The organism is Litorihabitans aurantiacus, from assembly GCF_030161595.1.
In the GTDB taxonomy this organism is placed as follows: domain Bacteria; phylum Actinomycetota; class Actinomycetes; order Actinomycetales; family Beutenbergiaceae; genus Litorihabitans; species Litorihabitans aurantiacus.
Window position 1 is genome coordinate 3394217 of record NZ_BSUM01000001.1, and the last position, 26440, is coordinate 3420656.

The following is a 26440-nucleotide window of genomic DNA, read 5'->3' on the forward strand; positions in this document are numbered from 1 at the left end:
TCGGCGTCACACCTCGGCGAGCGCCTTGCGGATCCGCTTGGCCGACACAGGTGCACTCGTGCCGAGCTGCTGCGCGAACAGCGAGACGCGCAGCTCCTCGATCTGCCAGCGCACGGCCGCCGCACGGGCGCGGCGTGCAGGGGTGAGCGTGGGGGCGTCGGCGACGGCGAGCGCGTCGGTCAGCTCCTGCACCTCCCAGGCGAGGGTCGCGTCGCGCGCGGGGTTCTCCTGCGCCTTGGCCAGGCGCACGCCGTCGGCCCGCAGGTAGCGCACGAGGTGGCGCAGCGCCTCCGGCGGCGTCGCGGCGACGAAGCCCGGGAAGACCAGCGTGGCGGCGTGCTCGCGGATCTGCTGCAGCGTGGCGAGCAGCGCGATCGACGTCGCCCCCTTCACGGCCGCCTCGAGCTCGCGGTGCGCGACGAGCGCCTCGACCACCCGTGCCACGACGCCGTAGACCGTGTCCTCGAGCGCCCCGCGGACGTCGGCTCGCACCGTGCGGTAGGCGACGTCGTCGCGCACCGCACCGAGATCCACCCCCTGGGTGAGGGCGGCGACGGCGGCGGCCTGCACGTCGTGCACGAGGTCGGCGGTGGTCCGGTACGGCGAGGACGCGAGCGTGAGCGCCTCGCGCCCGGTCCACCGCGAGGTCACGCGCGACTCCGACAGCGCGAGGTCGCGCAGCAGCAGCGCCCGCACCCCCGCGGCGTGCGACGCCGGAGCGAGCTCGGCCTGCGACAGCACCCGCAGCGCCACCCGCCCGGCCCTCTTCCCGGACGCGGCCTCCTCCACCACGAGCGCGGGATACCCCCGCACCTCGAGCCCGCCCACGACGGTCGCCACCTCACGCGGGATTACCCGACCGCCGAGCCCCTCCCAGGACTCGACGACATCAACCTCCACAGCCCCAGCGCTGGTCAACCCCCCAACCGAGGTCACCCCAGCACTCCCACTCCCCACCCCAGGTGATCCGGCGGACCCACCTGAAGGACGGGAGGAGCCGGAGTCCTCGGACGATGGTGGGCCTGGCGGGAGCGACGCGTCGCGCGAGGAACGAGCCGACCCGTCGCGGATGGCGGCCGAGGACTCCGGCTCCTCCCGTCCGCCCCCCGACGCACGTCCCGGCGTCCCGTCCGCCCCACTCCCGACCGCCCCCTCCGAAGAAGCCTCCCGAAGCGCCCGACGCACGGCCGACTGCACCGCCGCCTGCGACTGCGCCGCCAACCGCCGCTGCAGGTACCGCAGGTCCCGCGACTCCTCGAGCACCTGCCCGCGCTCACCGACGACCCGGAACGTGATCCGCAGGTGCGCGGGCAGCTTCTCGGCGACGCCGTCGAACGCCTCGGGGGGCACGACGACGTCGCGCACCTCGCGCAGTGCGCGGGCGAACGCCTGCGGGAAGGTGGGGGCGCCGTCGGGAGCGGGGGCGACGTCGGCCCAGTCCGGGAGCCGCTCGAGGGCGGCCGCGGCGGTGTCGGGCGCGGGGACGAGCTGGACGCGCACGGGCTTCGGCAGGGCGCGGATGGTCGCCGTCGCGAGCTCGGGGACGAGGGCGGGGACGAGCCAGTCGAACCCGTCGGGGCGGATGCGGGGGAGGACGGCGAGCGGGATGTGGACGGTCACGCCGTCGGCGTCCTGGCCGGGGGCGAACTGGTAGGTGAGCGGCAGCTCGATGCCGCCTGCCCCCGCGCCGGCAACGGCCTGCGTCCACGTCTCCGGCAGCCCGGAGGTGTCGACGTCGGCGGCCCCGGGCGCGAGGAGGTCGGGGGTGTAGGTGAGCAGGTAGGGCGTCTCGCGCCGGGCGTCCTTCCACCACGCGTCGAAGGTGCGCGCGGTGGCGATGTGCTCGGGCAGGCGCTCGTCGAAGAACTCGACCAGGTCCTCGTCGTCGGCCAGCAGGTCGAGGCGCCGGGTGCGCTCGGCGAGCTCGACGGCGTCGGCGCGCAGCTCGCGGTTGCGGGCGACGAAGCGGTGGTGGGTGGTCCAGGCGTCGTCGACCAGCGCGTTCCGGATGAACATCTCGCGCGCCAGCGGGAGGTCGACCTTGGCGTAGGGCACGATCCGGTCCGGCACGAGCGTGACGCCGTAGAGCAGCACCTTCTCGTGGCACATCGCGGCGCCCTGCTTGCTGGACCAGTACGGCTCGGAGTGCGTCCGCCTCGCGGTGTCGCCTGCGAGCTTCTCGGCCCACTCGGGCTGGATGCGTGCGGCGGTCCGGGCGAACAGGCGCGAGGTCTCGACGAGCTCGGCGGCCATCACGAACGCCGGGGGCTTGCGGGCCAGAGCCGATCCGGGGAACGGGACGAACCGGGTGCCGCGCGCGCCCGCGTAGTCGCGCTTGCGCTCGTCCCAGCTGCCGATGTGGCTCAGGAGGCCGGCGAGGATGGCGGTGTGCACCCCGTCGGAGTCGACGCGACGGCGACGCACCACGCCCGCCTCCGGCTCGCCGTCGATCCTCGCGCCCCGCTCCGGGTGGATCCCGACGGCGCCCGCCAGCTGCTTCAGCTGGCCGTGCACGTCCTGCCACTCGCGCACGCGCAGGAAGTGCAGGAACTCGGCGCGGCACGTGCGGCGGAACGCGCTGGAGCCCATGACGGACTGCTGGTCGCCGAGGTAGTCCCAGAGCGTGAGGAGCCCGAGGAAGTCGGAGGAGACGTCGGCGAAGCGGCGGTGGGAGGCGTCGGCCTGCTCCTGCCTGTCGACGGGGCGCTCGCGGACGTCCTGCACCGACAGCGCGGCCACGATCACCATGACCTCGCTGACGCACCCGATCCGCTGCGCCTCGATGAGCATCCGCCCGAGCCGCGGGTCGATGGGGAGCTGCGCGAGCTGGTGCCCCACGTGCGTCAACCCCACCCCGCGAGAGGTTTGCTGACCCTCGCCGAGAGGTTTCTCGTCCACCGCGATGGCGCCGAGCTCGGTGAGAAGGTTGACGCCGTCGCGGATCGCCCGCACCTCCGGCGGCTCCACGAACGGGAAGTCCTCCATGAGCCCGAGCCCCAGCTCGGCCATCTGCAGGATCACGCTCGCGAGCGAGGTGCGCAGGATCTCCGGCTCGGTGAACTCCGCGCGCCCCGCGAAGTCCTCCTCCGCGTACAGGCGGATGGCGACGCCGTCGGCCACGCGCCCGCAGCGGCCCGAGCGCTGGTTGGCGCTCGCCTGCGAGATCGGCTCGATCGGCAGCCGCTGCACCTTCGTGCGGTGGGAGTAGCGCGAGATGCGCGCCAGACCCGTGTCGACGACGTAGCGGATCCCCGGCACCGTCAGGCTCGTCTCCGCGACGTTCGTGGAGATGACCACGCGGCGGTAGGGGTGGGACTCGAAGACGCGGTGCTGCTCGGCCGCGCTCAGGCGCGCGTACAGCGGCAGCACCTCGATCGCACCCGGCACCGTGCTGCGGTCGCCGGGGTGCGTGAAGCGCGTGCCCAGGCTCTCGCGCAGGGCGTCGGTCGCGTCGCGGATCTCGCGCTCGCCGGAGCAGAACACGAGGATGTCGCCGGGGCCGAGGGCGGCGAGCTCGTCGACGGCGCGGGCGATCGCTGTCGGTTGGTCGAGGTCGTCCTCGGTGTTCCTGGGGCCGGGTCCGGACGAGCCGGGCCGGGGCGCGCGCGCCGCCATCCGCCCGCTCGTTCCTCGCGGGCTCCCGCCAGGCCCGCCATCGTCGCGCGCGCCCCGGCCCGGCTCGTCCTCGTCCGTCGGGTCGCCGTCGTCGAGGGGGAGGGAGGAGGGGGTCAGGGGGCGGTAGCGGATCTCGACCGGGAAGGTGCGGCCCGTGACCTCGATCACCGGGGCCGGTTCGACGTCGGCGCCGGCGCCGACGGCCGCGCGCTTCGGGTCGGCGGGGACGAGGCCGTCCGGGGTCTGCGCGAAGTGGCGTGCGAACCGACCTGAGTCGATCGTCGCCGAGGTGATGATCACCTTGAGGTCGGGGCGCTGCGGGAGCAGGCGGCGCAGGTAGCCCAGGATGAAGTCGATGTTGAGGGAGCGCTCGTGCGCCTCGTCAACGATGATCGTGTCGTAGCGCGACAGAGCTGGATCCCTCTGTATCTCGGCGAGCAGGATGCCGTCGGTCATGACCTTGACCAGCGTCGTCGGGCTGACCCTGTCGGTGAAGCGGACCTGGAAGCCGACGACGCCGCCGAGCTCCCCACCCAGCTCCTCCGCGAGGCGGTCGGCGACGGCGCGCGCCGCGATCCGTCGCGGCTGCGTGTGCCCGATCGTGCCCGCCACGCCCCGTCCGAGCTCGAGGCAGATCTTCGGGATCTGCGTGGTCTTGCCCGATCCCGTCTCACCCGCGACGACCACGACCTGGTGGTCCCGGATCGCCGCCGCGATATCCTCGCGCCGCGCCGTCACGGGCAGCTGCGGGGGGTAGGTGATCGCCGGGACGGCGGCCCGGCGCGCCTCGACCTGCTCGGGCGTCAGGGGCCGCGGGGCGGAACGGCCGCCGCGTCCGGCGCCGCGCGAGCGGGGGTCGCGCCCGGACCGCTGGGTGCGCTCTCCGCCCTCGCGCGACTCACGGCGCTCGCCGTCCCGTCCACGCCCTCGACCCCGCCCGGGACGACGGCGGCCCTCGCCCCCGCGTCGACGCTCACCGGTCCGGCCGTCACCGCTCCCGCGCTCGTCCCCACGGTTCGTCGGACGGGTACCGCCCTCGGGGCGGTCGGTGGGGGCGGGGTCGCGTCGGTCATCTCGCGATCCATCATCCCAGGCCGGTCCAGCGCAATCACGCACCGGGTGGCGCTCGTGGGGAAGTTCCGGACGTCAGAAGCGTCCGGAACTTCCCCACGAGCGCCCCCCGGATCGCGGTGCGGGGCTACTCGTGCTCGGGGATGTCGCCCTTCGCGTCGTCGCCGTCCCGATCGGCGAAGACCGGGTACGGGCCGAGGGTCGGCTCGTCGGCCCAGGCTGTCGCGGCCCAGGCCACCGCTCCGGCGCCCGCCGCCGCGAGGCCGGGCAGCGCCTCGCCCACGTGCTCCGCGAGCCAGCGCCACCGCGAGCGCAGCAGCTGGCGCCGCGTGGGGGAGGGGCGCCCCTCCGGGCCGATCGGACCGTCGGCGTCGCGGGCGTTCGGGAGCAGCCACGCGGTCGTCGCCAGGATCCACGCCGCCGCGGCGATCCGCACCTCGTCGAGCCACTCGGGCCGTTCGGTGATGTGCGGGGCGTGGCCGGAAAGCGCGAGGGTGAAGGCGGCGAGCATCTGCTCGGTGAGGTCGGGCGGCGGGTCGAAGACGCACCAGCACGTCGCGAACGGCAGGTGCGGGTAGGCCGCGACCAGCGCGGCGTGGCTGACGTCCGTGCCCTCGAGGTCGAGGAACATCCACCCGTTCGGGGTCTGCACGGCGTTGTCCGGGCACGTGTCGGTGGGCCACGCGACCTCGGCACCGACGCTGCCGATCAGCGCGTCGATCCGGGTGAGGTCCACCTCGAGGGCGGCGGGTTCCACCCCCGCCAGCTCGGCGAGCGCCGCGGCACCCGCGCGGAGCGCCGGTGCGGGGTCGTACACCGGGACCCCGTCGAGGTCCGCGCGGATCGCGTCGATGCGCGAGGCGGTGCGTCCTGCGGCGTCGCCGAGCGCGCCCGCCCACGAGATGGCGGCGGCCCACGCGGCATCGGGATCACCGCCGGCCCCGGTGGTGGCCCCGAGCAGGTCGGCGAGCGTGGCGTCGCGCCCGGCGTCGGTCATCACCACGAGCCGCGCGGCGTCGTCGTGCGCCAGCAGGGTCGGGGTGCGCGGCAGGTGCCGGAGCCCAGCCACCTCGCGGCGGTAGGACGTCTCGGCGTCCTCGCCCGTGAAGGCCTTGGCGACGACGGTGTCGCCGTCGCGCGTGCGCACCCGGACCACGTGCGAGCGGTCCGAACTGCCGAGGTCCGCGACGTCGTCGTCGGCCGGCTCGTGCTGCAGCAGTGCGGTCAGGGCGGCGCGTGCGGACTCGTCCATGCTCGATCCTGGCACGCGAATCCATCCCCCACCCGGCTGTGACGGTCGCCTAACCTCGGATGCTCGCCCACCCTGCACCGATCGACGGAGCACGAGATGTCTGACCACGCCGTCCCCCCGGCCTTCGGCCCGCCCGCCACCGCCACGGAGCGACCGACGCCGCCGCCCGTCCTCTACCTCCCGCTCGCCCGCACCTCGAGCCCCGAGGAGACGCGCGTCGAGATCCGTGAGCTGAAGGACGGGAGGCTCGCGGTGCTCGCGTACACCGCGCTCGACCGCCTCGCCACCCTGTGCGGCGAGAACCAGCCGTGGGTCCTCGTGAAGACCGCGGAGCTGGGCGACATCAAGGCCCGCCAACCCTTCGACGTCGTCATCTTCGACATGGAGGTGCCGGTGCAGTACCGACGGGACGGGGCGATCGCATGAGCATCGAGATCGACCCGGAGCTCGCCCTCCGCGACGCGGGCACCCACGAGGAGGTCGGGGAGACGCTGCACACCGCGCTGAACGGCGTCCCGAGCTCGGTCGACGGCGGGATCGCGGCCAACGAGGTCGCGGTCATGATCGCTCTGGCGGTTGGTGAGGCGGGGGCCGTGGCCGACATCAACACGATGATCGGCGGCATCATGACCGACATCGCGAACGACGCGATCCGCACCGACGAGGGGGCGAGGGAGGCGTTCCTGCCCCTGCTCGAGGGGCTGATGGGCGAATGAGCATCGACACCCGCGTCCCGGGTGAGCACTCCGAGGTCCGCGCGGCCGCCGAGTGGCTCGACCCGACCGCCTCCGACGCCGTCGACGACGCCTCCGGCGACATGCGCAACCTGTTCGGCTACAGCGGGGGCCACTGGATCTCGACGTCGGGCGACGCCTACCGCAGCACCCTCTCGCTCGCGATGTCCGCCGCCGACGACGTCGAGGGTCTGATGAAGGACGTGGCGGAGAAGCTGCGCTCCTACGCGGGCCAGCTCGAACGGCTCGAGGGCTACATCGCCGACCACCGAGACGCCGCGTCGAGCGCCGGGCTGACGCTGACGCCGACGACCATCGAGCCGCCGACCTCCACGCTCCCGTACTGCCCCACCGACCGCGACGACCCGCTGTGGGACGACTGGCAGGACCACCTGGACCGCGTCGAGCTGTTCAACGAGATCGCCGAGGACGTCGGGACGCGGTGGGGCGACCTCGAGACGTGGGTCCAGGACAACCTGACGGCCTTCATCGTGGACGTGCCGACCACGCCCGCGAGCGAGCTCCTGGGGTTCCTGGCGGACCAGGACACCACCGTGGCCACGACCTACCTCGACTACAACGAGCGGCAGTGGCAGACGAACGTCATCGAGCTGCAGGACCGGTCCGCGACCATGGCGGAGGACGCCGCCGAGTTCAAGAGGCAGCTCCGCTCGGGCAACCCCGCCGTGCGCGCGGCAGCGGCGGCCGCCGGCCCCACCGGGTTGCGGATCGAGGCGCGCGAGCTGTCCGAGGCGGCGGAGGCCCTGCGCCGCGCGGGCCGGGTGCTCCCGATCGCGGGCACGGCGCTCGACGTCGTGCTGGCCGGCAGCCAGATCGCAGCAGGGGAGTCGCCGAGCTCGGTGGGCGTCGAGTTCCTGGGCGGCGTCGCCGGCGGTGCGGCCGCCGTCGGAATCATCGCGCTGGCCGGTGTCACCCTGCCCGTCTGGGGCACGGCCCTGGTCGTGGGCGGCGCGGCCGTCGCCGTCGGCGCAGGCGCGAAGTGGGCCTACGAGGGGCTCGTGCCGCAGGACGTGCGCGAGAGCATCGACGCCGGGATCGCGGACGCCTGGGACGCCACGACCGACTTCGCCGAGGACGCGTGGGACAACACGGTCGGAGCCGCGTGGGACTGGGCGTTCGGGTGACCGACCCCGCGCCGACGGCCCAGCGCCGGGTGGTGCGCCCCGCCCGGCCGAGCGCGCGGGCCGGGCAGCCGCGCTCCGCCGTCGTGACGCTCGTGGCGCTGACCGTGCTGCTGGCGCTCGCGGTGCTCGCGGGAGCGGCCGTGCTGATCGCGTCCTCGAGCCCGGCGACGGCGGTGCTCGGCGTCGTCCTCGCGGGCCTCGCCGTCGGTGGTGCGGCCGCGGCGGTGCTGGTGCTGGGTCACCCCCGCGCGGGGCGTCTGGAGGTCGTGGCGGAACCGGCGCGGCTGACCTTCCCGGCGCCGGCCGCGCTGCCGTGGGTCAACCGCGGGCTCGCGACGCTCGCGTCCCTGCTGATCGTGCCGCCCGGTATCGCGCTGGCGCAGGGCACCGCGGGTGACCTGCCGCTGTTCGGGCTCGCGACCCCGACGGTCGTGGCCGCGCTTGCGCTGCCGGCCGCCGTGCGCGCGTGGAGCGGGCGGGCGCGGTACAGCCACCTCGTGCTGGACCCCGACGGCGTGCGCTTCGTCGGTGCGCGCGGCGAGCGGGCGGCGCGCTGGGACGACGTACGGCGCGTGCAGCTGCGCGGCGCCCGGCTCCACCTGAGCGGGGCGGACGGGTCGGTGCTGATCGACGTCGGCGCGCGCGACCTGGCGAGCGACGCCCGGCTGCTGGCCGACGTGCTCGACCTCTACCGCCGTCGTCCAGCGCTGCGCGGCGAGATCGGCGAGGCCGCGCTGCCTCGGCTGGAGCGCGGTGACCTCGCTTGAACACGCCACCGTGACCGGCGCGCGGACGTAGGGTCGGAGGATGACCTCCGCCCCGGGTGTGCCGCTCTCGCAAGTCCGAGCCGTCGTCGTGACGGTCTCGGACCGCTCCGCCGCGGGCGAGCGCGCCGACGCCTCCGGCCCCGCCGCGCGGGAGCTCCTGCTCGCGGCGGGCGTCGCGAACGTCGACGTCGTCGTCGTGCCCGACGGCGAGGCCCCCGTCGGCGAGGCCCTCACCACCGCGCTCGCGGGCGGGGCCCGCCTCGTGCTCACGCTGGGGGGCACCGGCGTCGGGCCGCGCGACCGCACGCCCGAGGCGACCGCCGCCGTCCTGGACCTGCCGATGCCCGGCGTGGCCGACGTCGTGCGCGCCCGCGGCCTGGCCGCCACCCCGATGGCGGCGCTCTCGCGCGGGGTCGCGGGGATCGGCGGGCTCGCGCACGGCCCGGGCGGCCTTGTGGTGAACCTGCCGGGGTCGCCGAAGGCCGTCGCGGAGTCGCTCGAGGTGCTGCTGCCGCTCGTGGGTCACGTGATCGACCAGCTGGGCGGGGGCGACCACTGATGGCCGACGCCGACAGTGTTCTCATCGCACGTGTGACCAGCGACGTGCTCGACCTTGCCGCCCACGAGGCGGCGGTGCAGGACGCGGGTTCGGGCGCCGTCGTGACGTTCGTGGGGCGCATCCGCGACCACGACCCGGGCGCGCACGGCGAGGTCACCGGCATCGACTACTCCCACCACCCGGACGCCGAGCGCATCCTGGGCGAAATCGCGGCGCGCGCCGCGGCCGCCGGGCCGGAGGGTGTGCGGATCGCGGTCAGCCACCGGGTGGGGACGCTCGCCGTCGGCGACCTGGCGCTCGTGGCGTGCGTCGCGACCGCGCACCGCGGGGACGCCTACGACGTCTCGCGCGCACTGGTCGAGGCGGTCAAGGCCGAGCTGCCGATCTGGAAGCGGCAGCACGAGGTGGGCGGGCGCACGCACTGGGTGGGGCTGTGAGGGGCCTCCCGTGACGGGCGTCCCCGTCACGATCGGGCGCCGGCCGCCGCGGTGGGAGGGCGTGGTGCCGGGCGCTGCGCCGTCGGGGGCGGGTGGCCCCGGCGACCCGCTCGTGGACACCTGGGGCCGCGTCCACCGCGACCTGCGGATCTCGCTGACCGACCGGTGCTCGCTGCGCTGCACGTACTGCATGCCGGAGCAGGGCATGGAGTGGCTCGCGCGCTCGTCGGTGCTGACGACGGACGAGATCGTGCGCGTCGCGCGGATCTGCGCCGACGCGGGCATCACGACGTTCCGGCTGACCGGGGAGAGCCGCTGCTGCGGCGCGACCTGCCCGAGGTCGTGGAGCGGCTGGCGGCGCTGCGGGGGCCGGACGGCGCACCGGTGCAGATCGCGATGACCACCAACGGCATCACGTTGGACCGTCAGCTGCCCGCGCTGATGGCCGCCGGGCTGCAGCGCTTGAACATCAGCCTCGACACGCTGCGGCCCGACCGCTTCCGCGACCTGACGCGCCGCGACCGGCTGGAGGACGTGCTCGTCGGGATCGCCGCCGCGCGCGAGTCCGGGCTGCGGCCGCTGAAGATCAACGCCGTCGCGATGCGCGGGGTGAACGACGACGAGCTCGTGGACCTGGTGGAGTTCGCCGTGGCGCACGACGCGCAGATGCGGTTCATCGAGCAGATGCCGCTCGACGCCGGGCACACGTGGGACCGCGCGCAGATGGTGACGCGCGAGGAGATCCTCGACGCGCTCGCGCAGCGGTGGGCGCTGGAGCCGGTGCCGGGGCGCGGCGGCGCGCCCGCCGAGCGGTGGCGGCTCGGGGACAGCGAGCACACGGTGGGCGTGATCGCATCGGTGACGGCGCCGTTCTGCGGCGACTGCGACCGGATGCGGCTGACCGCGGACGGTCAGCTGCGCAACTGCCTGTTCTCGAACGCGGAGTTCGACCTGCTGCCGCTGCTGCGGGGTTCGGATGCTTCGCGGGTGGACGGCGACGTCGACGCGATGCTCCGCTCCGCGATCCACGCGAAGCTGCCCGGGCACGCGATCAACGACCCGGGGTTCCTGCAGCCGGCGCGCGGGATGAACGCGATCGGCGGCTGAGGGTCGACCAGTGGGGCGCGCTGACGACGGCACGCCCCTCGCCCACGACGGCAACCCCCTCGCCCACGACGGCACGCCCCTCGCCTACGACGGCATCCCCCTCGCTCACGACAGCCACCCCCTCGCCTACGACGGCGCCGCGCCCGCCACCGGAGCCCTCGCTGTGAGCGGCTGGATCTCGCTCACAGCGGTCAGTGGTTCCGGCCGCGGCGCCGAGGGGGCATCGCTGCAGGTCAGAGCGGTGTGCTGCCGAGGGTCGTCACCGTCGGCCGCTGTGAGCGAGGGGTCAGCCGCTCACAGCGAGGTCGGTCCGGCATACGGACCGCCGTCGTCAGCGAGGGGCTTGCCGTCGTGAGCGAGGGGGTGCCGTGGTCAGCGAGGGGTGTGTCGTCGTGGGCGAGGGCTCAGCCGCCGGCGAAGGGTGGCAGCACGTCGAGCTGGGCACCCGGGGCGACCGGGGTCGCCGCGCCGTCGGCGCGCACCCCGGCCACCAGGAACGAGCAGCGACCCAGCACGTCGGCCGTCCCCGGCCCGCCGTTCGCCACCAGCACGGCGACGACGTCGCCGACCGTCGTCCCCACGGTCGACGGCACCCGTGCCGACTCCCCGCCGAACGCCTCGGCGGCGCCCGCGAACAGCCGGACCGTGATGGGGGCGCTCACGCGAGCCGTCCCGCAGGCCGGCCGACGGGGGCGCGCAGGGCGTGGTGGGCGATCGTCGCGGTACGCATCGGTCCATTCTCGCCCCTCTCGCGCGGGGCGCCGCCCAGACCGGCCCCGTACCCCGGCGTCAGTCGTCGTCGTCCAGCACGTCGACCACGAGGCGGGACGGCTCGCCGAGCGCGAACACCCGGAAGGGCACGGCTCCCTCGTCGACACCGGCGAAGACGACCGTCCGACCCTCGAACAGGGTGTCGTACACGACCTGCTCGACGGCGCCGGCGTCACCCTCGACCACGGGCTCGGTCTCGTACGCCGCGGGGTCCTCGGGCATCGTGTGGATGCCGGTGATCTGCAGGACGGCGTCGCCCTCGAGCGGGATCGGGGCGCCGCTGCCCTGGGACTCCGCGGCTGGTACGTACTGCACGTCCCACCCGGGCAGCCCCTCGCCGGCGAAGTCGAGCACGATCCGGTCGAACCCGTCGTGCTCGGAGACCCGGACGCCCTCGAGGTGGAGCGAAGTGCTGTCGCTCTCACCCGTCTGCGGGTCGGTGGTGGTCGGGAACGCGGGTGCGGCGTCCCCGGCCTCGTCGTCGGGCGGAGGCGGCGCGGGCTCGCTCGTCGTCGCGGTCCCGCTCGGCTCGGTCGGGCTCGGGCTCGCCGTCTCGGTCGCCGTCTCCGTGGCGGTCGCGGTCGAGGTCTCCGTCGCCGGCGGAGCCTCGTCGTCGGTGCCGGACGAGCACCCGGCGAGCAGGGCGGCCGCGCCGGTGGCCGCGATCAGTGTGGTCGTGCGATACCTCATCAGGTCCCCCCAGGGTCGGTGTCACCCCACCGTAGGCACAGGCGTGGCCCGCGTGGTGACCCCCGTCACTCCCGTGCCCAGTCGCCCGACTTCCCGCCGGTCTTGCTCTCGAGTCGGATTTCTCCGATCCACACGCCCTTGTCGAGCCCCTTGACCATGTCGACGAGCGCGAGCGCGGCCACCGAGACCGCGGTGAACGCCTCCATCTCCACGCCGGTGCGGTCGGCGGTGCGCACGGTCGCGCGGATCGCGACGCCGCCCGGCGTGAGCTCGAGGTCGACGCTCGCCCCGTGCACCCCGATCACGTGCGCGAGCGGCAGCAGCTCGGCGCACCGCTTCGAGCCGGCGATCCCGGCGATCCGGGCGACGGCGAACGCGTCGCCCTTCGGCACGGTGTCGTCGCGCAGGGCGTCGAGCACGGCGGGCGGGCAGTGCACGACGCCGGTCGCCGTGGCCGAGCGCACGGTCGGGGTCTTCTCGGTGACGTCGACCATCCGGGCGTGCCCGGCGTCGTCGAGGTGGGTGAAGGTCATACCCCATCCTCGCCCGCGGCGAGCGGCAGATCGGCCCCGATGAGCACGACGTCGACCGCGTCCCCCGCCTGCACCCGCTCGACCTCGGCCGGCACGACCGCGTAGCCCCCGGCGAGCGCGAGGCTCCCCGTGAGGTGCGACTTCGAGCCGAGCGCGTGCACCGGCGTCGCCGTCAGGACGCCCCCGGAGACCGACAGTCGCGCGGGCAGGATCTGCGTGCGCCCCGGCGGCGTGCCCCAGTCGGCCCCCGCGCGGCCGGGCACGGGCGCGAGCCGCACCTCGCCGTCGGGAGCGCCCTGCATCGCCAGGAGCGCCGGCCGCACGAACACGTGGAAGGACACCCAGGCGCTCACGGGGTTGCCCGGCAGCCCGAACAGCACGGCGCCGCCGGGCAGCGTGCCGAACGCCTGCGGCTTGCCCGGCTGCATCGACACCGACGTGAACGTGACGTCGCGCGAGCCGTCGAACACCTGCTTCACGGGGTCGTACGCACCGGCGCTCACCCCGCCCGTGAGCACGACGACGTCGCTCCCGCCCGCGCGCGCCAGCGCCGACTCGAGCTCGGCCGGGTCGTCGCCGACCTGGGCGACGGCGTCGACCTCGCCCCCGGCGCGGCGCACCAGCGCGGCGACCATGAGCGAGTTCGCGTCGGGGATCTGGCCGCGCCGGACCGGCTCCCCGGGCGCGACCAGCTCGCTCCCGGTCGCGATCACGGTGACGCGGGGGGCGCGGTGGACGCGCAGCGTGCCGTGGCCGGCGGAGGAGACGGCGGCCAGCACGCCCGCCGTCGTGAGCGTCCCCGCCCCGGCCACGAGGTCGCCGGTCGCGAGGTCGTCGCCGATGCCGCGCACGAACAGGCCGCGCGAGGGGGCGCGCCGGACCTCGACGCTCTCGCTCACCGGCGCGAGCGGGTCGAGCCGGTCGGTGTGCTCGAGCTGGACGATCGTGTCGGCGTCGGTCGGGAGGACCGCCCCGGTCATGATGCGCGCGGCGTCACCCGGGGCGAGCGCGGGGTCGAGGTCGCTGCCGGCGGGGATGTCGGCGACCACGCGCAGGGTGACGGGCGCGTCGTCGGCGCTCGCGACGTCGTCGTACCGCACGGCGTAGCCGTCCATCGAGGAGCTGCGCCACAGCGGGATCGGGACCAGCGCGCGGACCGGCTCGGCGATCCGGCGGTCCCACGCGTCGGCGAGCGGCACCTCCCGCGGAGGCAGGGGCGCGACCGTCGCGAGGACGCGGTCGAGGTGGTCGGAGATCGGTGTCATCGCAGCGCTCCCGCCGTCGTGGTGGCTTCCACCGTGTCGTTCGTGGCCGCGAGGTGCTCGGCACGCAGGTGGTCGACGGCGTCGGGGTGCAGCACCCGGGCGTCCCGTCCGGCGTCGGTGAGGGCGAGCGCGGCCCGCGCGGCGCGGACGCCGGCCGAGCAGTAGGTCACGAGCGTCGCACCCGCCGGGGCGCCGGCGTCGGCCAGCAGCGCGAGCACCGCGTCGGCGCTCTCGCGGGCGGCCTGCTCGAGCACGGAGACGGGCAGGTTCACGGCGTCGGGCAGCGCGTCCCCCGCGAACTCCGACGGTTCGCGCACGTCGAGGAGCACGGCGGTGTCCGGCAGCGCCCGGTAGGCGGCGACGTCGAGCACGACCCCGGCCTCGCCGTCGTCCCCGGCCGCGAGCTCGTCGGCGGTACCGGCGAGCAGCGGGGCGACGACGGCGGCGATCTCGGCCGCCTCGGGCGTCGCCACGGCCGGGGCCGCCTCGTGGGAGGTCGCGGTGGACGCACCCACGAGCGGCACCTCCCGCACCCGCATCGTCAGCGCGTCGACGACGGCGACGCGGCCCAGCAGCACGTCGCCCGCCCCGACGACGAGCTTGACCGCCTCGGTCGCCATCATCGCGCCGACGATCCCGCACAGCGCACCGAGCACCCCGGCCTCGGCGCACGAGGGGACACTGCCGGGCGCGGGCGGCAGCGGGAACAGGTCGCGCAGCGTGACGGGGGCGACGGCGCCCGGCGGCCGCGACCAGAACACCGACACCTGCGCGTCGAACCGCAGCACCGAACCCCACACGAGCGGGACGCCGAGCGCGGCGCACGTGTCGGAGACGAGGTAGCGAGTGGCGAACGTGTCGGTGCCGTCGATCACGAGGTCGACGCCGGACAGCAGCTCGGTCGCGTTCTCGGGGACGAGGCGCTCGCGCCGCTCGTGCACCACGACGGCGGGCGCCAGCTCGTGCATCCGGCGCGCGGCGCTCGCGGTCTTGGGCTCCCCGACGGCGCTCGCGGCGTGGATGACCTGGCGGTGGAGGTTGGTGAGGTCGACGACGTCGTCGTCGATCAGCGTGATCGTGCCGACGCCCGCCGCGGCGAGGTACTGCAGGACCGGGGCGCCGAGACCCCCGGCGCCGACGACGGCGACGTGCGCGGCGGCGAGACGGCGCTGGCCGATCTCGCCGATCTCGGGCAGCAGGCTCTGGCGCGCGGTGCGCCGCGCCTCGGCGTCCGAGCTCGGCGGACCGGGCGGGACCAGCGGTGGCAGGCGCATCGTCCCAGCCTACGACGGGCCCTCAGCGAGGTACCTGTGGGGCGCCGCGAGGTACTTGTGGGAACTCGCGAGGGGTTTGTGGGACCTCGCGAGGTACTTGTGGGGGACAGCGAGGCTCTCACGCCTCGCATCTGCGGCGAGTTTATGGTCAGATCGACGCATGAGCGCACGTGATATCCGGGTCGCCGAGGCAGCCGCGCTGCTCGGCGTCAGCACCGACACCGTGCGGCGGCGCGCGCAGGCCGCCGGTATCGAGCCGAGCACGACTGCGGGTGTCACCTCCTACCCGGCCGCCGCCGTCGCGCGCCTCGCGACCGAGCAGGCCGCCGCGGCCGCCGCCGGCCACGACCAGCTCGGCGACCTCGGACCCGCCTCCGCGCGCAACCGCCTGCGCGGCATCGTCACGCGCGTGGTGCGCGACGGCGTGATGGCCCAGGTCGAGGTGCAGGCCGGAGCGTTCCGCGTGGTCTCGCTCATCTCGCGCGAGGCAGCGGACGAGCTCGGCCTCGAGGAGGGCTCCCTCGTCGCCGCCACCGTCAAGGCCACGAACGTCGGCATCGAAGGGATCACCCGATGACTCGCACCGCCCGCAGGATCCGCACGGCGCGCCACGCGCGCACGACGGCGGCGCTCGCCGCCGCGATCGCCCTCCTGGGCGCGTGCTCGGGAGACGGCGGGGCCGAGGAGACGTCGTCGGCCCCCGACGCGTCCCCGAGCGACACCTCGTCGAGCTCGAGCGAGACCGACGCCGCCCCCGAGCTCACCGGCGACCTCACCGTCTTCGCCGCCGCCTCGCTGCAGGGCGTCTTCGAGGAGCTCGCCACCACGTTCGAGCAGGAGCACCCGGGCGTCACGGTCACCTTCAGCTTCGCCGCCAGCTCGGCGCTCGCCGAGCAGGTCAACTCCGGTGCGCCCGCCGACGTCCTCGCGACGGCGAGCGCGGCCACCATGGAGCAGGCCGCCGCCGAGGTGACCGACCCTGCCACCTTCGCGAGCAACACCCTCGTCATCGTGACGCCGAGCGACAACCCCGGCGCGGTCACGGGCCTGGGCGACTTCGCGAACGGCGACCTCACCCTCGCGGTCTGCGCGGTCGAGGTGCCGTGCGGCGCCGCCGCGGAAGCGGTGTTCACCGCGGCGGGCATCACACCCGCGATCGACACGTTCGCCGAGAACGTCACGGCCACCCTCAACCTCGCCTCCTCGGGCGAGGTCGACGCGTCGCTCGTCTACGCGACCGATGCCCGGAGCGCGGGCGACGCCGTCACGACCATCACGTTCCCCGAGGCCGCCGAGGCCGTGAACGACAACCTCATCGCTACGCTCACCGCCGCGCCGAACCCCGACGCCGCTCAGGCGTGGGTCGACCTCGTGCGCTCGCCCGAGGGTTCCGCCGTGCTCGAGGCCGCCGGCTTCACGCTCCCGTGAGCGCGGGGCAGGGCGAGGGCGACGGCGCAGCGCGGCCCGGTCAGCGCGCCTCGGCGAGGCGTCGCGGGCGCACCCCGTGGTTGCTCCTCGTCCCCGGGGTTCTCGGCCTCGCCTTCCTCGTGCTGCCGCTGCTCGCGCTCCTGGTGCGGGCGCCGTGGTCGGAGCTGGTCTCGATCGTCGGGACGGGACCGGTGGCGCAGGCGCTCTGGCTGTCGCTGCGGACGGCGGGCACCGCGACCGCGCTGAGCCTCGTGCTCGGGGTCCCGCTCGCGTGGCTGCTCGCCCGCGGGCGGTTGCCGGGCGCGGGGGTGGTGCGCGCCGTCGTGACCCTGCCGATGGTGCTGCCGCCGGTGGTCGGCGGCGTCGCGCTGCTCAGCCTGCTGGGCCGCCGCGGTCTGCTGGGGCAGCAGATCGACGCGTGGTTCGGCGTCACCATCCCGTTCACGACGACGGCGGTCGTGCTCGCGCAGACCTTCGTCGCCCTCCCGTTCCTCGTCCTCTCGGTCGACGGCGCGCTGCGCGGGCTCGACCGGCGCTACGAGGACGTCTCGGCGACCCTCGGCGCCTCGCGCTGGACCACGCTGCGGCGCGTGACGCTGCCGATGGTGGCCCCCGCCGTCGCCTCGGGTGCGGTGCTGTGCTTCGCGCGGGCGCTGGGCGAGTTCGGGGCGACCATCACCTTCGCGGGCAACTTCCCCGGGACCACGCGCACGATGCCGATCGCGATCTACCTCGCGATGGAGAGCAGCCCCGACGCCGCGATCGCGCTGTCGATCGTGCTCATCGGGATCTCCGCGGCGGTGCTCATCCTGCTGCGCGCGCGGTGGCTGCGCGGGCTGGTCGGTGCGGTGGGTGCGGTCGGTGCGGCCGGCTCCACCCGGCGTGCCGGGGCGGGGCGCTCGTGACCGGGGCGACGGCGCCCGCGGGGCGGGGCGCGCTCGAGCTGCGCGACGCCGTCGTGCGCCGCGGCGACTTCGAGGTGCGCCTCGACCTGCGGGTCGACCCGGGGGAGGTGCTGGCGCTGACGGGCCCGAACGGGACCGGGAAGTCGAGCCTCCTGGCGGCGCTCGCCGGCACGCTGCCGCTCGCGTCGGGCTCGCTCTCCCTCGGCGGGGAGGTGCTCGACGGCGTGGCCGCCTGGGTGCCGCCGGAGCGACGGGGCGTCGGCCTCGTCCCGCAGCAGCACCTGCTGTTCGGCCACCTGAGCGCGGTGGAGAACGTCGCCTACGGGCTGCGCGCGCGAGGGGTGCGCCGGCGGGTGGCGCGGGCCGAGGCTGCGGGATGGCTCGACCGGCTCGGACTTTCGGACCGCGCGCACCTGCGCGCCGACGCCCTCTCGGGCGGCCAGTCGCAGCGGGTCGCGATCGCCCGTGCGCTCGCCGCGCACCCCGCCTACGTGCTGCTCGACGAGCCGTTCGCGGCGCTCGACGTCGGGGTGCGCGCCGACGTGCGCGCCCTCGTCGCCGACGCGCTGCGTGAGCTCGCCGTGCCTGCGGTTCTCGTGACCCACGACGAGGCTGACGTCGACGCCCTCGCGACGCGCGCCGTCGCCCTGGGGTGACCCCTTACGGCTGAGGTCGGCGAAAGTTCGAAGAAACTGAGCGCAACTGGTGGACGTGCTTTGATAAAGATGGTTCAGTGGCGACGTTAGCGTCGCCGCACCGGGCACGGTCGCCGGGTGGGTCGCGCCGACACGCCAACGACGGCAACCAACCAGGAGCGACGATGCCCTCACCCCGCCCACCAGCCCTGCGACCCGGCTCCCTGCGCCGGACCGTCGGACTGTTCGCCCTCAGCGCCCTCGTGGGGGTGCCGCCCTCGCCGGCGGTGCGCTCCCCGCGGCGGCGGACCCGATCGATCCGGGCACGCTGCCTCCCCAGGAGCCCGGTGTCACCCTGCGCACGTTCCAGATGCCGCCCGGCATGAACGCGCTCTGCACGCTCCGCGGCGGTACGACGCCGAACGTCGACAAGCTCGTGCCGCAGATCGACCTCACCACGAACGACGACTTCGGCCTCGGGGACAACTTCCTCACGCACGCTCGCGCCAACCTGACCGTGGCGGAGGGCGGGGCCTACGAGTTCCGGATCACGAGCGACGACGGCTCCCGCCTCACCATCGGTGACGAGGTCGTGCTCGACAACGACGGCCCGCAGGACACGACGTCCGTCGAGGGAACGGTCCAGCTCGAGGCGGGCGTCCACGACCTGTTCGTCGAGCACTTCGACGGCACCAACAACCAGCGGCTCCTGCTCGAGTGGCGCCCGCCGGGTGCGGCGAGCTTCGCCGTCGTGCCCTCGAGCGTGCTCAGCACGGAGGCCGACGTGGTGCGCGTGACCGCGCCCGGCACGAAGTACTGCGAGGGCGCCGAGGACACCGCGGGTGACGGCCTGCAGCTCGACTCCGTCAACCCGAACTACACGCTGACCGACCTGCGCCCCGCCGACTTCGAGCCGAAGGTCTCCGGCCTCGCGTTCGACGACGCCGACCGCCTGCTGGTCTCCACGACCGGCTCGGTGAGCTCCGGCGGCTGGGTGCCCGACGCCGAGCCCGGCGAGGTCTTCGCCCTCGACAACGTGCTGGGCGAGACGAGCGCGGCCGAGGTCGAGTACACGAAGATCGCCAGCGACCTGTTCAACCCCATGGGGATCGCCTACGTCGACGGGAAGCTCTACGCCTCGGAGCGCGACGGTCTGACCGAGCTCAGCGACCTCGACGGCGACGGCTTCTACGAGGACCACCGCACGTTCGCGACCTGGCCGGACGGCGGCAACTTCCACGAGTTCGCGTTCGGCCTGATCCACGACGAGGAGAACTTCTACGTCAACCTCTCGGTCGCGATCAACAACGGCGGCGCGTCCACCAACCCGCAGCCGGCCGCCGACCGCGGCACCACGCTGCGCATCGACCGTGAGACCGGCGAGGTCGAGTACGTCGCCGGTGGTCTGCGCACCCCGAACGGGATCGGCTTCGGGCCCGAGAACGAGATCTTCGCGATGGACAACCAGGGCGACTGGCTGCCGAGCTCGAAGCTCGTGCACGTGAAGGACGGCCGGTTCTTCAACCACTACACCAACCCCGCCGGCCGCTTCGACGATCAGCCGGTGACGCCGCCGGCGCTCTGGCTGCCGCAGAACGACATCAGCAACTCGCCCAGCACACCGATCACGCTGGAGGCGGGCCCGTTCGCGGGTCAGATGCTCTTCGGCGACGTCACCTACGGCGGCCTGCAGCGCGCGTTCCTCGAGGAGGTCGACGGCGAGTACCAGGGTGCGGCGTTCCGCCACACCGCGGGCCTCGAGGTCGGCGCCAACCGCGTCATCACCGGTCCCGACGGCGCGCTGTACGTCGGCGGCACGGGTGAGGGCGGCAACTGGGGCGAGTCGGGCAAGCTGCGCTACGGCCTGCAGAAGCTGACCCCGGTCAACGCCGACACGTTCGACATGACCTCGGTGAGCGTGGTCGAGGGCGGGTTCGAGATCACCTACACCGAGCCGATCTCGACCGAGACGGCGGAGTCGATCGCGGACGCCTACCGCGCCACGCAGTGGCGCTACGTCCCGACGGCCGGCTACGGCGGTCCGAAGGTCGACGAGACCGGGCTGGTGGTGAGCGACGCCGTCGTCTCGGAGGACCGCACGAAGGTGACGCTGCAGCTGGACGGTCTCGAGCCCGGTCACGTGGTGCACCTGCGCTCCCCGCGGCCGTTCGAGTCCGAGTCGGGCAAGGAGCTGTGGAGCACCGAGGCCTGGTACACGCTCAACTCGCTGCCGGGCTACGAGGCGCCGGCCGACCGCGGCTGGTACGAGGCGGAGTACGCCGCGCTGCGCGGCAACGCCGGCCTGGACACCGAGCACAACGGGTACTCGGGTGCCGGGTTCGTGGACAACTTCGGCGACGTCGGCACGGGTGTGACGTTCACGGTGAACGCCGAGGAGGCGGGCACCCAGCCGCTCCACCTGCGCTACGCCAACGGCCCCAACCCGTTCGTGGGTGACAAGGACGTCTCGCTGTACGTCAACGGCGAGCGCATCGGCCCCTGGACGCTGCCGCCCACGGGCGCCTGGAACCAGTGGGGCACGGCGACGACGGAGGTCGCGCTCGAGGCGGGCGCGAACGCCGTCTCGATCCGTCACGACGAGGGCGACGACGGCCACGTCAACCTGGACCTGCTCCAGGTCGGCGACGGCGGCGACATCTGCCTGCCGGCCGAGACCGAGGACGGCTACCGCAGCCTCTTCGACGGCACCCTCGCGACGTTCGCGGACTGGAACATGGCCGGCCCCGGGTCGTTCGGACGCCAGGCCGACTGCAGCCTCCGCACCAGCGGCGGCATGGGCCTGCTGTGGCACGGCGAGGAGCTCGGTGAGTACAGCCTCAAGCTCGACTGGAAGCTGACGAAGGACGACAACGGCGGCATCTTCGTCGGGTTCCCCGACCCGGGCACCGACCCGTGGGTCGCGGTCAACCAGGGCTACGAGATCCAGATCGACGCGACGGACGAGGACGACCGCACCACCGGCGCGATCTACACCTTCCAGGGCGCCGACCTCGCGGCCGTCGAGGCCTCGCTGAACCCCGTCGGCGAGTGGAACGCGTACGAGATCGTCGTGCAGGACCAGACGATCCAGGTCTACCTCAACGGCACGCAGGTCAACGACTTCACCAGCACCGACCCGGCGCGCGACCTCGCGCAGGGCTTCATCGGGATGCAGAACCACGGCGCGGGCGAGGCGGTCAACTACCGCAACGTCCGCGTGATGGACCTCGAGGACGCCGTGACGGTCACGGCCGAGCCGGTGACGTTCACCGACGAGGACGGGACCGAGGCCGACACCTTCACCGTCCCCGCGGTCGAGGGTGTGGAGTACCTGGTCGACGGCGACGTCGTCGCCGCCGGCACGTACCCGGGTGCGGGCACGGTCACGGTGACGGCGCGGGCGCTCGCGGGCTTCGTGCTCGCGGGGGAGACGGAGTGGTCGTACACCTTCGACGCGACGACGCCGGAGCCCGAGCCCGTGCTGATCCCGGCGGAGCAGGTCTCCATGGGGATGTTCTCGCTGAGCGCCTGGGCGAACCAGGACGGACTCCCGGTGGTCCTGGACCGTCTGGAGACCATCGGGTTCGAGAACATCGAGCCCTTCGGCGGGACGCTGCGCGGCTTCTCGGCGGAGCAGTTCCGCGCGATGGCCGACTCTTACGGCCTGGACGTGCCGTCGTCGCACTACGACGTGGGTGAGGCGACGTTCGCGAACACCCTGGCGTACGTGAAGACGCTGGGTCAGCGGTACGTGGGTTCGGGTGGCTTCGCGGCCCCCGGCATCGGCTCGCTGGAGAACACGCTGACGACGGCGGACACGATGGACCGCCTGGGTGCGCTGTCGGTGGCGAACGGGACCGGGAAGTTCTTCGGCCACAACCACGCCGGCGAGTTCACCACGATGTACGAGTACAACGGCGAGATGACCTCGGCCTGGGAGATCCTCGTGGCCGAGACCGACCCCGAGCTCGTCACCTTCCAGGTCGACGTGGCCTGGGCGACGCACGCCGGGATCGACGTGCCCGAGCTGCTCGAGGAGCACGGCGACCGGATCGACCTGCTGCACATCAAGGACGCCACGGGTCTCGTGACCCAGCCGCGCCCGACGTTCGTCAACCTCGGCGAGGGTGACGTGCCGCTCCAGGAGATCCTGGCCGAGGCCGTCGAGCAGGACGTCGACCTGTACGTGATGGAGTACGACGGCTCCCCGGCCAACGACTCGTTCTCCGCCGAGGGCTTCGAGTACCTCACCGGCCTCGAGGCCGGCGAGGCGAACCCGACGCCGGAGCCGTACACGGTCACCCCGGCGGCGGTCACCGCCACCGACGTGGCCGGGACGACGGGTGACACCTACACCGTCCCGAGCTCGGCCGGCGTGCAGTACCTCGTGGGCGACGCGGTCGTGGCGGCCGGGACCTACCCCGCCACCGGGACCGTCACCGTCACGGCTCGCGCTGCCACGGGGTACGCCCTGGCGCAGGGTGCGACGGCGGAGTGGACGTTCACGTTCGACGCCGCGGGCGACTTCGTGGACGTGCCGGAGGGGATGCTCTTCTTCGAGGACATCCAGTGGATGTTCGAGAACGGGATCTCGACGGGGTGGGAGACGGCTGACGGTCGCGAGTACCGTCCGCTGCAGCCGATCGCGCGTGATGCGATGGCGGCGTTCCTGTACCGCCAGGCGAACTCGCCCGCGTTCACGGCGCCGACGGTCTCGCCGTTCAGCGACGTGGCCACGGACAACCAGTTCTACAAGGAGATCGCGTGGCTGGCCGACCAGGACATCTCAACCGGGTGGGACAACGGGGACGGGACGTTCTCCTTCCGTCCGCTGGAGCCGATCAACCGTGACGCGATGGCGGCGTTCCTGTACCGGATGGCCGACAGCCCCGAGTTCGAGGCGCCGGCGGTCTCGCCGTTCACGGATCTGACTCCGTCCACGCAGTTCTACTCGGAGATCACGTGGTTGGCCTCGGAGGGGATCACCACGGGGTGGCTCGGGAACGACGGGACGGCGATCTACCGTCCGGTGAACCCGATCAACCGTGATGCGATGGCGGCGTTCCTGCACCGCTACGACGACGCGGGCTTCAGCAACGTCGGCGGCAGCACCGACAGCTGACACCCAGCGTCACCAGCACCACAGCACGACGCGCACGACGACGCCGCCCCCGGCAGGTCACCCGACCAGCCGGGGGCGGCGTCGGCGTCCCTCCGCCGTTCGCGCCTCGCGCGACTCGGCGTGTCGCGATCTCGGGCGCGCCGAGGCTTCCCGACGCCAACACGTTCGAGATGGTTCGTGCCCCTCGTTCGTGCCCTCACAACCGGCACCGGGCGCTCCGCACGAGACGCCCCGCGCCTGGCACTCCGCACTCGGCACACCGCACTCGGCACACCGCACTGAACACTCCGCACTCCGCACCGAGCACTCCGCACCTGGCACCGGCACCCCGGGACGCGGTGCGCGCCCGTCGCCGGTCAGGTCAGATCGGAAGGACACGAACTATCGCGAAACAGTGAGGCCCCGCCGTCCCGTGTGGGTATGACGTCAACGGTGCGTCAGCGTGGCGCTTCGGAGACCGGCAGGCGCGCGCCCTCCGCAGCGTCGGGTCCTTCGTGCTCGGCCTCACGGTCGGCGGCAGAGCGGCAGCGATCCCGTGTCACCGCCTCCCGGACGAATGGTGAGACACCCGGGGCGACCGTTGCCCGAGTCGGACGCGGTCCACCACCGTGGGCGCCGTCGTCGGATCGCCCCGTCCGCCACGTCCACCCCGCACCCACCCGAGGAGAACGATGACTGCAACGACCCGGCCCGCCGACCCCGCACGGTTCGCCGATCCGCTGAAGTTCGCCTACTGGGTGCCGAACGTGAGCGGTGGCCTCGTCGTCAGCACGATCGAGCAGCGCACCGACTGGGGCTACGACTACAACAAGCAGCTCGGCATCCTCGCCGAGCAGAACGGCTTCGAGTACGCCCTGAGCCAGGTGCGCTACATCGCCTCCTACGGCGCGGCCTACCAGCACGAGTCGACCAGCATCAGCCTGGCGATCGCCCTGGCCACCGAGCGCCTGAAGGTCATCGCCGCCGTCCACCCCGGGCTGTGGCAGCCCGGCGTGCTGGCGAAGCTGATCGCGAGCGCCGACCAGATCACGGGCGGCCGCATGGCCGTCAACGTCGTCAGCGGGTGGTTCAAGGACGAGTTCACCAAGCTCGGCGAGCCGTGGCTCGAGCACGGCGAGCGCTACCGCCGCAGCGAGGAGTTCATCCGTTACGTCCGCGAGATCTGGACCTCCGAGCACGCCGAGTTCTCCGGCGACTTCTACAACCTCCACGACTTCGACCTCAGGCCGAAGCCCGTCGAGGTCCCCGGCCGGCGTCACCCCGAGATCTTCATGGGCGGCAACTCCACCGACGCCCGCGGCATGGGCGGCCGGGTCACCGACTGGTACTTCATGAACGGCAACACCCCCGAGGGCATCGCCGAGCAGGTCCGCGACGTCAGCGAGGTCGCCCGCGAGCACAGCCGCGAGGGGGCGGTCCGTTTCGGCGTCAACGGCTTCCTCATCGGCCGCGACTCCGAGGCCGAGGCGCGCGACGTGCTGCGCGAGATCATCGCCAAGGCCGACCGCCAGGCGGTCGAGGGCTTCGGTTCCGCCGTCAAGCAGGCCGGGCAGTCGACCGGCGACAAGAAGGGCATGTGGCAGGACTCGGAGTTCGCCGACCTCGTGCAGTACAACGACGGCTTCCGCACCGGACTCGTCGGCACCCCCGAGCAGATCGCCGAGCGGATCCTGGAGTACAAGCGCACCGGCGCGAACCTCATGCTGCTCGGCTTCCTGCACTACCACGACGACGTGCAGTACTTCGGTCGCGAGGTGCTGCCGCTGGTGCGCGAGCTCGAGGCCGCGGAGCTCGCGCGGGTCTGACGGCGCCGCCACCGGGCCGGACCGGGTCGTGCAGCCGGTGACCCGGTGCGATCACGGCGTGGCGCCGGCCGGCGGGCTCAGGCGTCGTGGGCGTCGAGGCCCCGGTAGTCACCCTCGCGGTAGAGCAGCGGGGGCGCGTCGGGTCGGGGCGCACCGTGCGCCGTCGGGCTCAAGGCCACGAGGTGGCTCGACCCGAGCGAGATGCGCTCGAGCACCCGGCCGCGCACCCACTCGCGCGCGCCGTCGACCACGGGCTCGCCGCCGGGCAGGGAGGTCCACCCGCCGTCGGCGAACCGGTCGGTGCCGCGGGCGGCGAAGCGTTCGGCGAGGTCCGCCTGGTCGCGCGCGAGGAAGCTCACCGCGACCGAGCGCGCGACGGCGATCGCCGGCCACGCCGACGACCGGCCGCGCACGCAGAACGCCAGCACCGGCGGCGAGGAGGAGACCGAGACGACCGAGGAGGCCGTGAAGCCGACCGGTGCGCCGCCGTCGTCCACGCACGCGATCACGCACACGCCCGCCGGGTGCCGGCCGACGAGCCCGCGGAAGGTGTCCGTGTCGAGCTGATCGCTCACCACCCGCGGTCGATCCACTCCTGGCGGTGCGGCGCCTCGGCCCCGATGCTCGTGTCGGGGCCGTGCCCGGTGTGGACGACCGTCTCGGGCGGCAGCGTCAGGAGGTTGTCGGTGATCGACTCGACGATCTGCCCGAACGAGGAGTAGTCCCAGCGGGTGGCGCCCGGCCCACCCTCGAACAGGGTGTCGCCGGTGAAGACGGCACCGAGCCCCGTCGCGACGACGACGCTCGCGCCCGGCGTGTGGCCCGGGGTGTGCCGGACCTCGAGCTCGGTGCCGGCGACGTGGACGATCTGGTGCGGCGGCAGCGCCGTCGCGGGGAAGGGCGTGTCGCCGTGGGCCGCCTCCCACAGGAACTCGTCCGCGTGGTGCAGCCAGATCGGGCCGCCCGTGAGGCGGGCCAGCTCGGGTGCGCCACCGATGTGGTCGCGGTGGCCGTGGGTCAGCAGGATGCCGACGACGCGTCGGCCGGCGACGGCCTCGGCGATGACGTCGGGCTGGTGGGACGCGTCGATGACGACGACCTCGGTGTCGTCACCCACGATCCACACGTTGTTCTCGAGCTCGACCTCGCGGCCGTCGACGGGGTGGGTGCCGCGGGTCAGGACGCGCTGGATGCTCACCATCACCCGACCCTACGGGAGGGGTGATCCTCGGGGTCTGTCGGCAATCCTCTCGGGGAACGTCAGCAACCCTCTCGCGAAATTCGCGAGAGGGTTGCTGACGTTCCCCGAGAGGATTGCCGACGTG

Annotated in this window: 21 protein-coding genes and 1 pseudogene; 13 read left to right on the plus strand and 9 right to left on the minus strand. The window is 73.8% G+C overall.

Annotation, left to right across the window (positions count from 1 at the left end):
- Window positions 1–6 precede the first annotated feature (6 nt).
- Together hrpA and QQK22_RS16160 are read right to left on the minus strand one after the other, a co-directional pair.
- Window positions 7–4353, minus strand: coding sequence for an ATP-dependent RNA helicase HrpA (hrpA, locus tag QQK22_RS16155; RefSeq protein WP_284252047.1), 4347 nt, complete (start codon window positions 4351–4353; stop codon window positions 7–9).
- Window positions 4354–4813: 460 nt separating this feature from the next.
- Window positions 4814–5938: a hypothetical protein gene (locus QQK22_RS16160; RefSeq protein WP_284252049.1), complete on the minus strand. Its 1125-nt coding sequence runs from the start codon at window positions 5936–5938 to the stop codon at window positions 4814–4816.
- A 96-nt stretch (window positions 5939–6034) separates the two neighbouring features.
- Here QQK22_RS16160 and QQK22_RS16165 point away from each other — a divergent pair, with 96 nt between their 5' ends.
- The 7 genes and pseudogenes from QQK22_RS16165 (at window position 6035) to moaA (ending at window position 10687) form a co-directional block, all read left to right on the plus strand.
- The gene (locus QQK22_RS16165) at window positions 6035–6364 is read left to right on the plus strand and encodes an SAV_915 family protein (protein WP_284252052.1); all 330 of its coding nucleotides are present in this window, start codon (window positions 6035–6037) and stop codon (window positions 6362–6364) included.
- A complete protein-coding gene (locus tag QQK22_RS16170; protein WP_284252054.1) occupies window positions 6361–6654 on the plus strand; it encodes a hypothetical protein in 294 nt (97 codons plus the stop codon). Before QQK22_RS16165 ends, QQK22_RS16170 begins: the two co-directional genes overlap by 4 nt.
- Window positions 6651–7817 (plus strand): hypothetical protein, encoded by a 1167-nt coding sequence (locus QQK22_RS16175; protein ID WP_284252058.1) that lies wholly within the window; start codon window positions 6651–6653, stop codon window positions 7815–7817. Before QQK22_RS16170 ends, QQK22_RS16175 begins: the two co-directional genes overlap by 4 nt.
- On the plus strand, window positions 7814–8584 hold the full coding sequence (locus QQK22_RS16180; protein WP_284252060.1) for a PH domain-containing protein: 771 nt from the start codon (window positions 7814–7816) through the stop codon (window positions 8582–8584). Before QQK22_RS16175 ends, QQK22_RS16180 begins: the two co-directional genes overlap by 4 nt.
- A 40-nt stretch (window positions 8585–8624) precedes the next feature.
- Window positions 8625–9143 (plus strand): MogA/MoaB family molybdenum cofactor biosynthesis protein, encoded by a 519-nt coding sequence (locus QQK22_RS16185; protein WP_284252062.1) that lies wholly within the window; start codon window positions 8625–8627, stop codon window positions 9141–9143.
- A gap of 32 nt (window positions 9144–9175) precedes the next feature.
- A complete protein-coding gene (locus QQK22_RS16190) occupies window positions 9176–9580 on the plus strand; it encodes a molybdenum cofactor biosynthesis protein MoaE (protein ID WP_284252064.1) in 405 nt (134 codons plus the stop codon).
- Between the two features lie 64 nt (window positions 9581–9644).
- Window positions 9645–10687: pseudogene (gene moaA / locus QQK22_RS16195) on the plus strand (GTP 3',8-cyclase MoaA).
- 404 nt (window positions 10688–11091) lie between these two features.
- Here the strand turns inward: moaA and QQK22_RS16200 are convergent.
- The 5 genes from QQK22_RS16200 to QQK22_RS16220 all read right to left on the minus strand — a co-directional run bounded on the left by QQK22_RS16200 (window position 11092) and on the right by QQK22_RS16220 (window position 15220).
- On the minus strand, window positions 11092–11349 hold the full coding sequence (locus tag QQK22_RS16200; RefSeq protein WP_284252066.1) for a MoaD/ThiS family protein: 258 nt from the start codon (window positions 11347–11349) through the stop codon (window positions 11092–11094).
- 127 nt (window positions 11350–11476) lie between these two features.
- Window positions 11477–12148, minus strand: a complete 672-nt coding sequence (locus QQK22_RS16205; protein ID WP_284252068.1) for an AMIN-like domain-containing (lipo)protein — start codon at window positions 12146–12148, stop codon at window positions 11477–11479.
- 65 nt (window positions 12149–12213) lie between these two features.
- On the minus strand, window positions 12214–12681 hold the full coding sequence (gene moaC, locus QQK22_RS16210) for a cyclic pyranopterin monophosphate synthase MoaC (protein WP_284252070.1): 468 nt from the start codon (window positions 12679–12681) through the stop codon (window positions 12214–12216).
- Window positions 12678–13946, minus strand: a complete 1269-nt coding sequence (locus QQK22_RS16215; RefSeq protein ID WP_284252072.1) for a molybdopterin molybdotransferase MoeA — start codon at window positions 13944–13946, stop codon at window positions 12678–12680. The genes moaC and QQK22_RS16215 overlap by 4 nt, the downstream gene beginning before the upstream one ends.
- The gene (locus QQK22_RS16220) at window positions 13943–15220 is read right to left on the minus strand and encodes a HesA/MoeB/ThiF family protein (protein WP_284252075.1); all 1278 of its coding nucleotides are present in this window, start codon (window positions 15218–15220) and stop codon (window positions 13943–13945) included. Before QQK22_RS16220 ends, QQK22_RS16215 begins: the two co-directional genes overlap by 4 nt.
- Window positions 15221–15380: 160 nt before the next feature.
- Here QQK22_RS16220 and QQK22_RS16225 point away from each other — a divergent pair, with 160 nt between their 5' ends.
- The 6 genes from QQK22_RS16225 (at window position 15381) to sfnG (ending at window position 25115) form a co-directional block, all read left to right on the plus strand.
- Window positions 15381–15797 carry a TOBE domain-containing protein gene (locus QQK22_RS16225; protein WP_284252077.1) on the plus strand — a complete coding sequence of 139 codons (417 nt, stop codon included), beginning with the start codon at window positions 15381–15383 and terminating at the stop codon, window positions 15795–15797.
- Window positions 15794–16648 (plus strand): molybdate ABC transporter substrate-binding protein, encoded by an 855-nt coding sequence (gene modA / locus QQK22_RS16230; protein WP_284252079.1) that lies wholly within the window; start codon window positions 15794–15796, stop codon window positions 16646–16648. The genes QQK22_RS16225 and modA overlap by 4 nt, the downstream gene beginning before the upstream one ends.
- Window positions 16645–17553 (plus strand): ABC transporter permease, encoded by a 909-nt coding sequence (locus tag QQK22_RS16235; protein WP_431310171.1) that lies wholly within the window; start codon window positions 16645–16647, stop codon window positions 17551–17553. Before modA ends, QQK22_RS16235 begins: the two co-directional genes overlap by 4 nt.
- Window positions 17550–18209, plus strand: coding sequence for an ABC transporter ATP-binding protein (locus QQK22_RS16240; RefSeq protein WP_284252081.1), 660 nt, complete (start codon window positions 17550–17552; stop codon window positions 18207–18209). Before QQK22_RS16235 ends, QQK22_RS16240 begins: the two co-directional genes overlap by 4 nt.
- A 307-nt stretch (window positions 18210–18516) precedes the next feature.
- A complete protein-coding gene (locus tag QQK22_RS16245; protein ID WP_284252805.1) occupies window positions 18517–23310 on the plus strand; it encodes a 3-keto-alpha-glucoside-1,2-lyase-like domain-containing protein in 4794 nt (1597 codons plus the stop codon).
- A 671-nt stretch (window positions 23311–23981) separates the two neighbouring features.
- Window positions 23982–25115, plus strand: coding sequence for a dimethylsulfone monooxygenase SfnG (gene sfnG, locus QQK22_RS16250; protein ID WP_284252083.1), 1134 nt, complete (start codon window positions 23982–23984; stop codon window positions 25113–25115).
- 77 nt (window positions 25116–25192) lie between these two features.
- Here sfnG and QQK22_RS16255 read toward each other — a convergent pair whose 3' ends face one another.
- Both QQK22_RS16255 and QQK22_RS16260 read right to left on the minus strand, forming a co-directional pair.
- Window positions 25193–25690 (minus strand): flavin reductase family protein, encoded by a 498-nt coding sequence (locus QQK22_RS16255; RefSeq protein ID WP_284252085.1) that lies wholly within the window; start codon window positions 25688–25690, stop codon window positions 25193–25195.
- Entirely contained in the window at window positions 25687–26316 is a 630-nt protein-coding gene (locus QQK22_RS16260; RefSeq protein WP_284252087.1) for an MBL fold metallo-hydrolase, read from the minus strand. Before QQK22_RS16260 ends, QQK22_RS16255 begins: the two co-directional genes overlap by 4 nt.
- Between the last annotated feature and the right edge of the window lie 124 nt (window positions 26317–26440).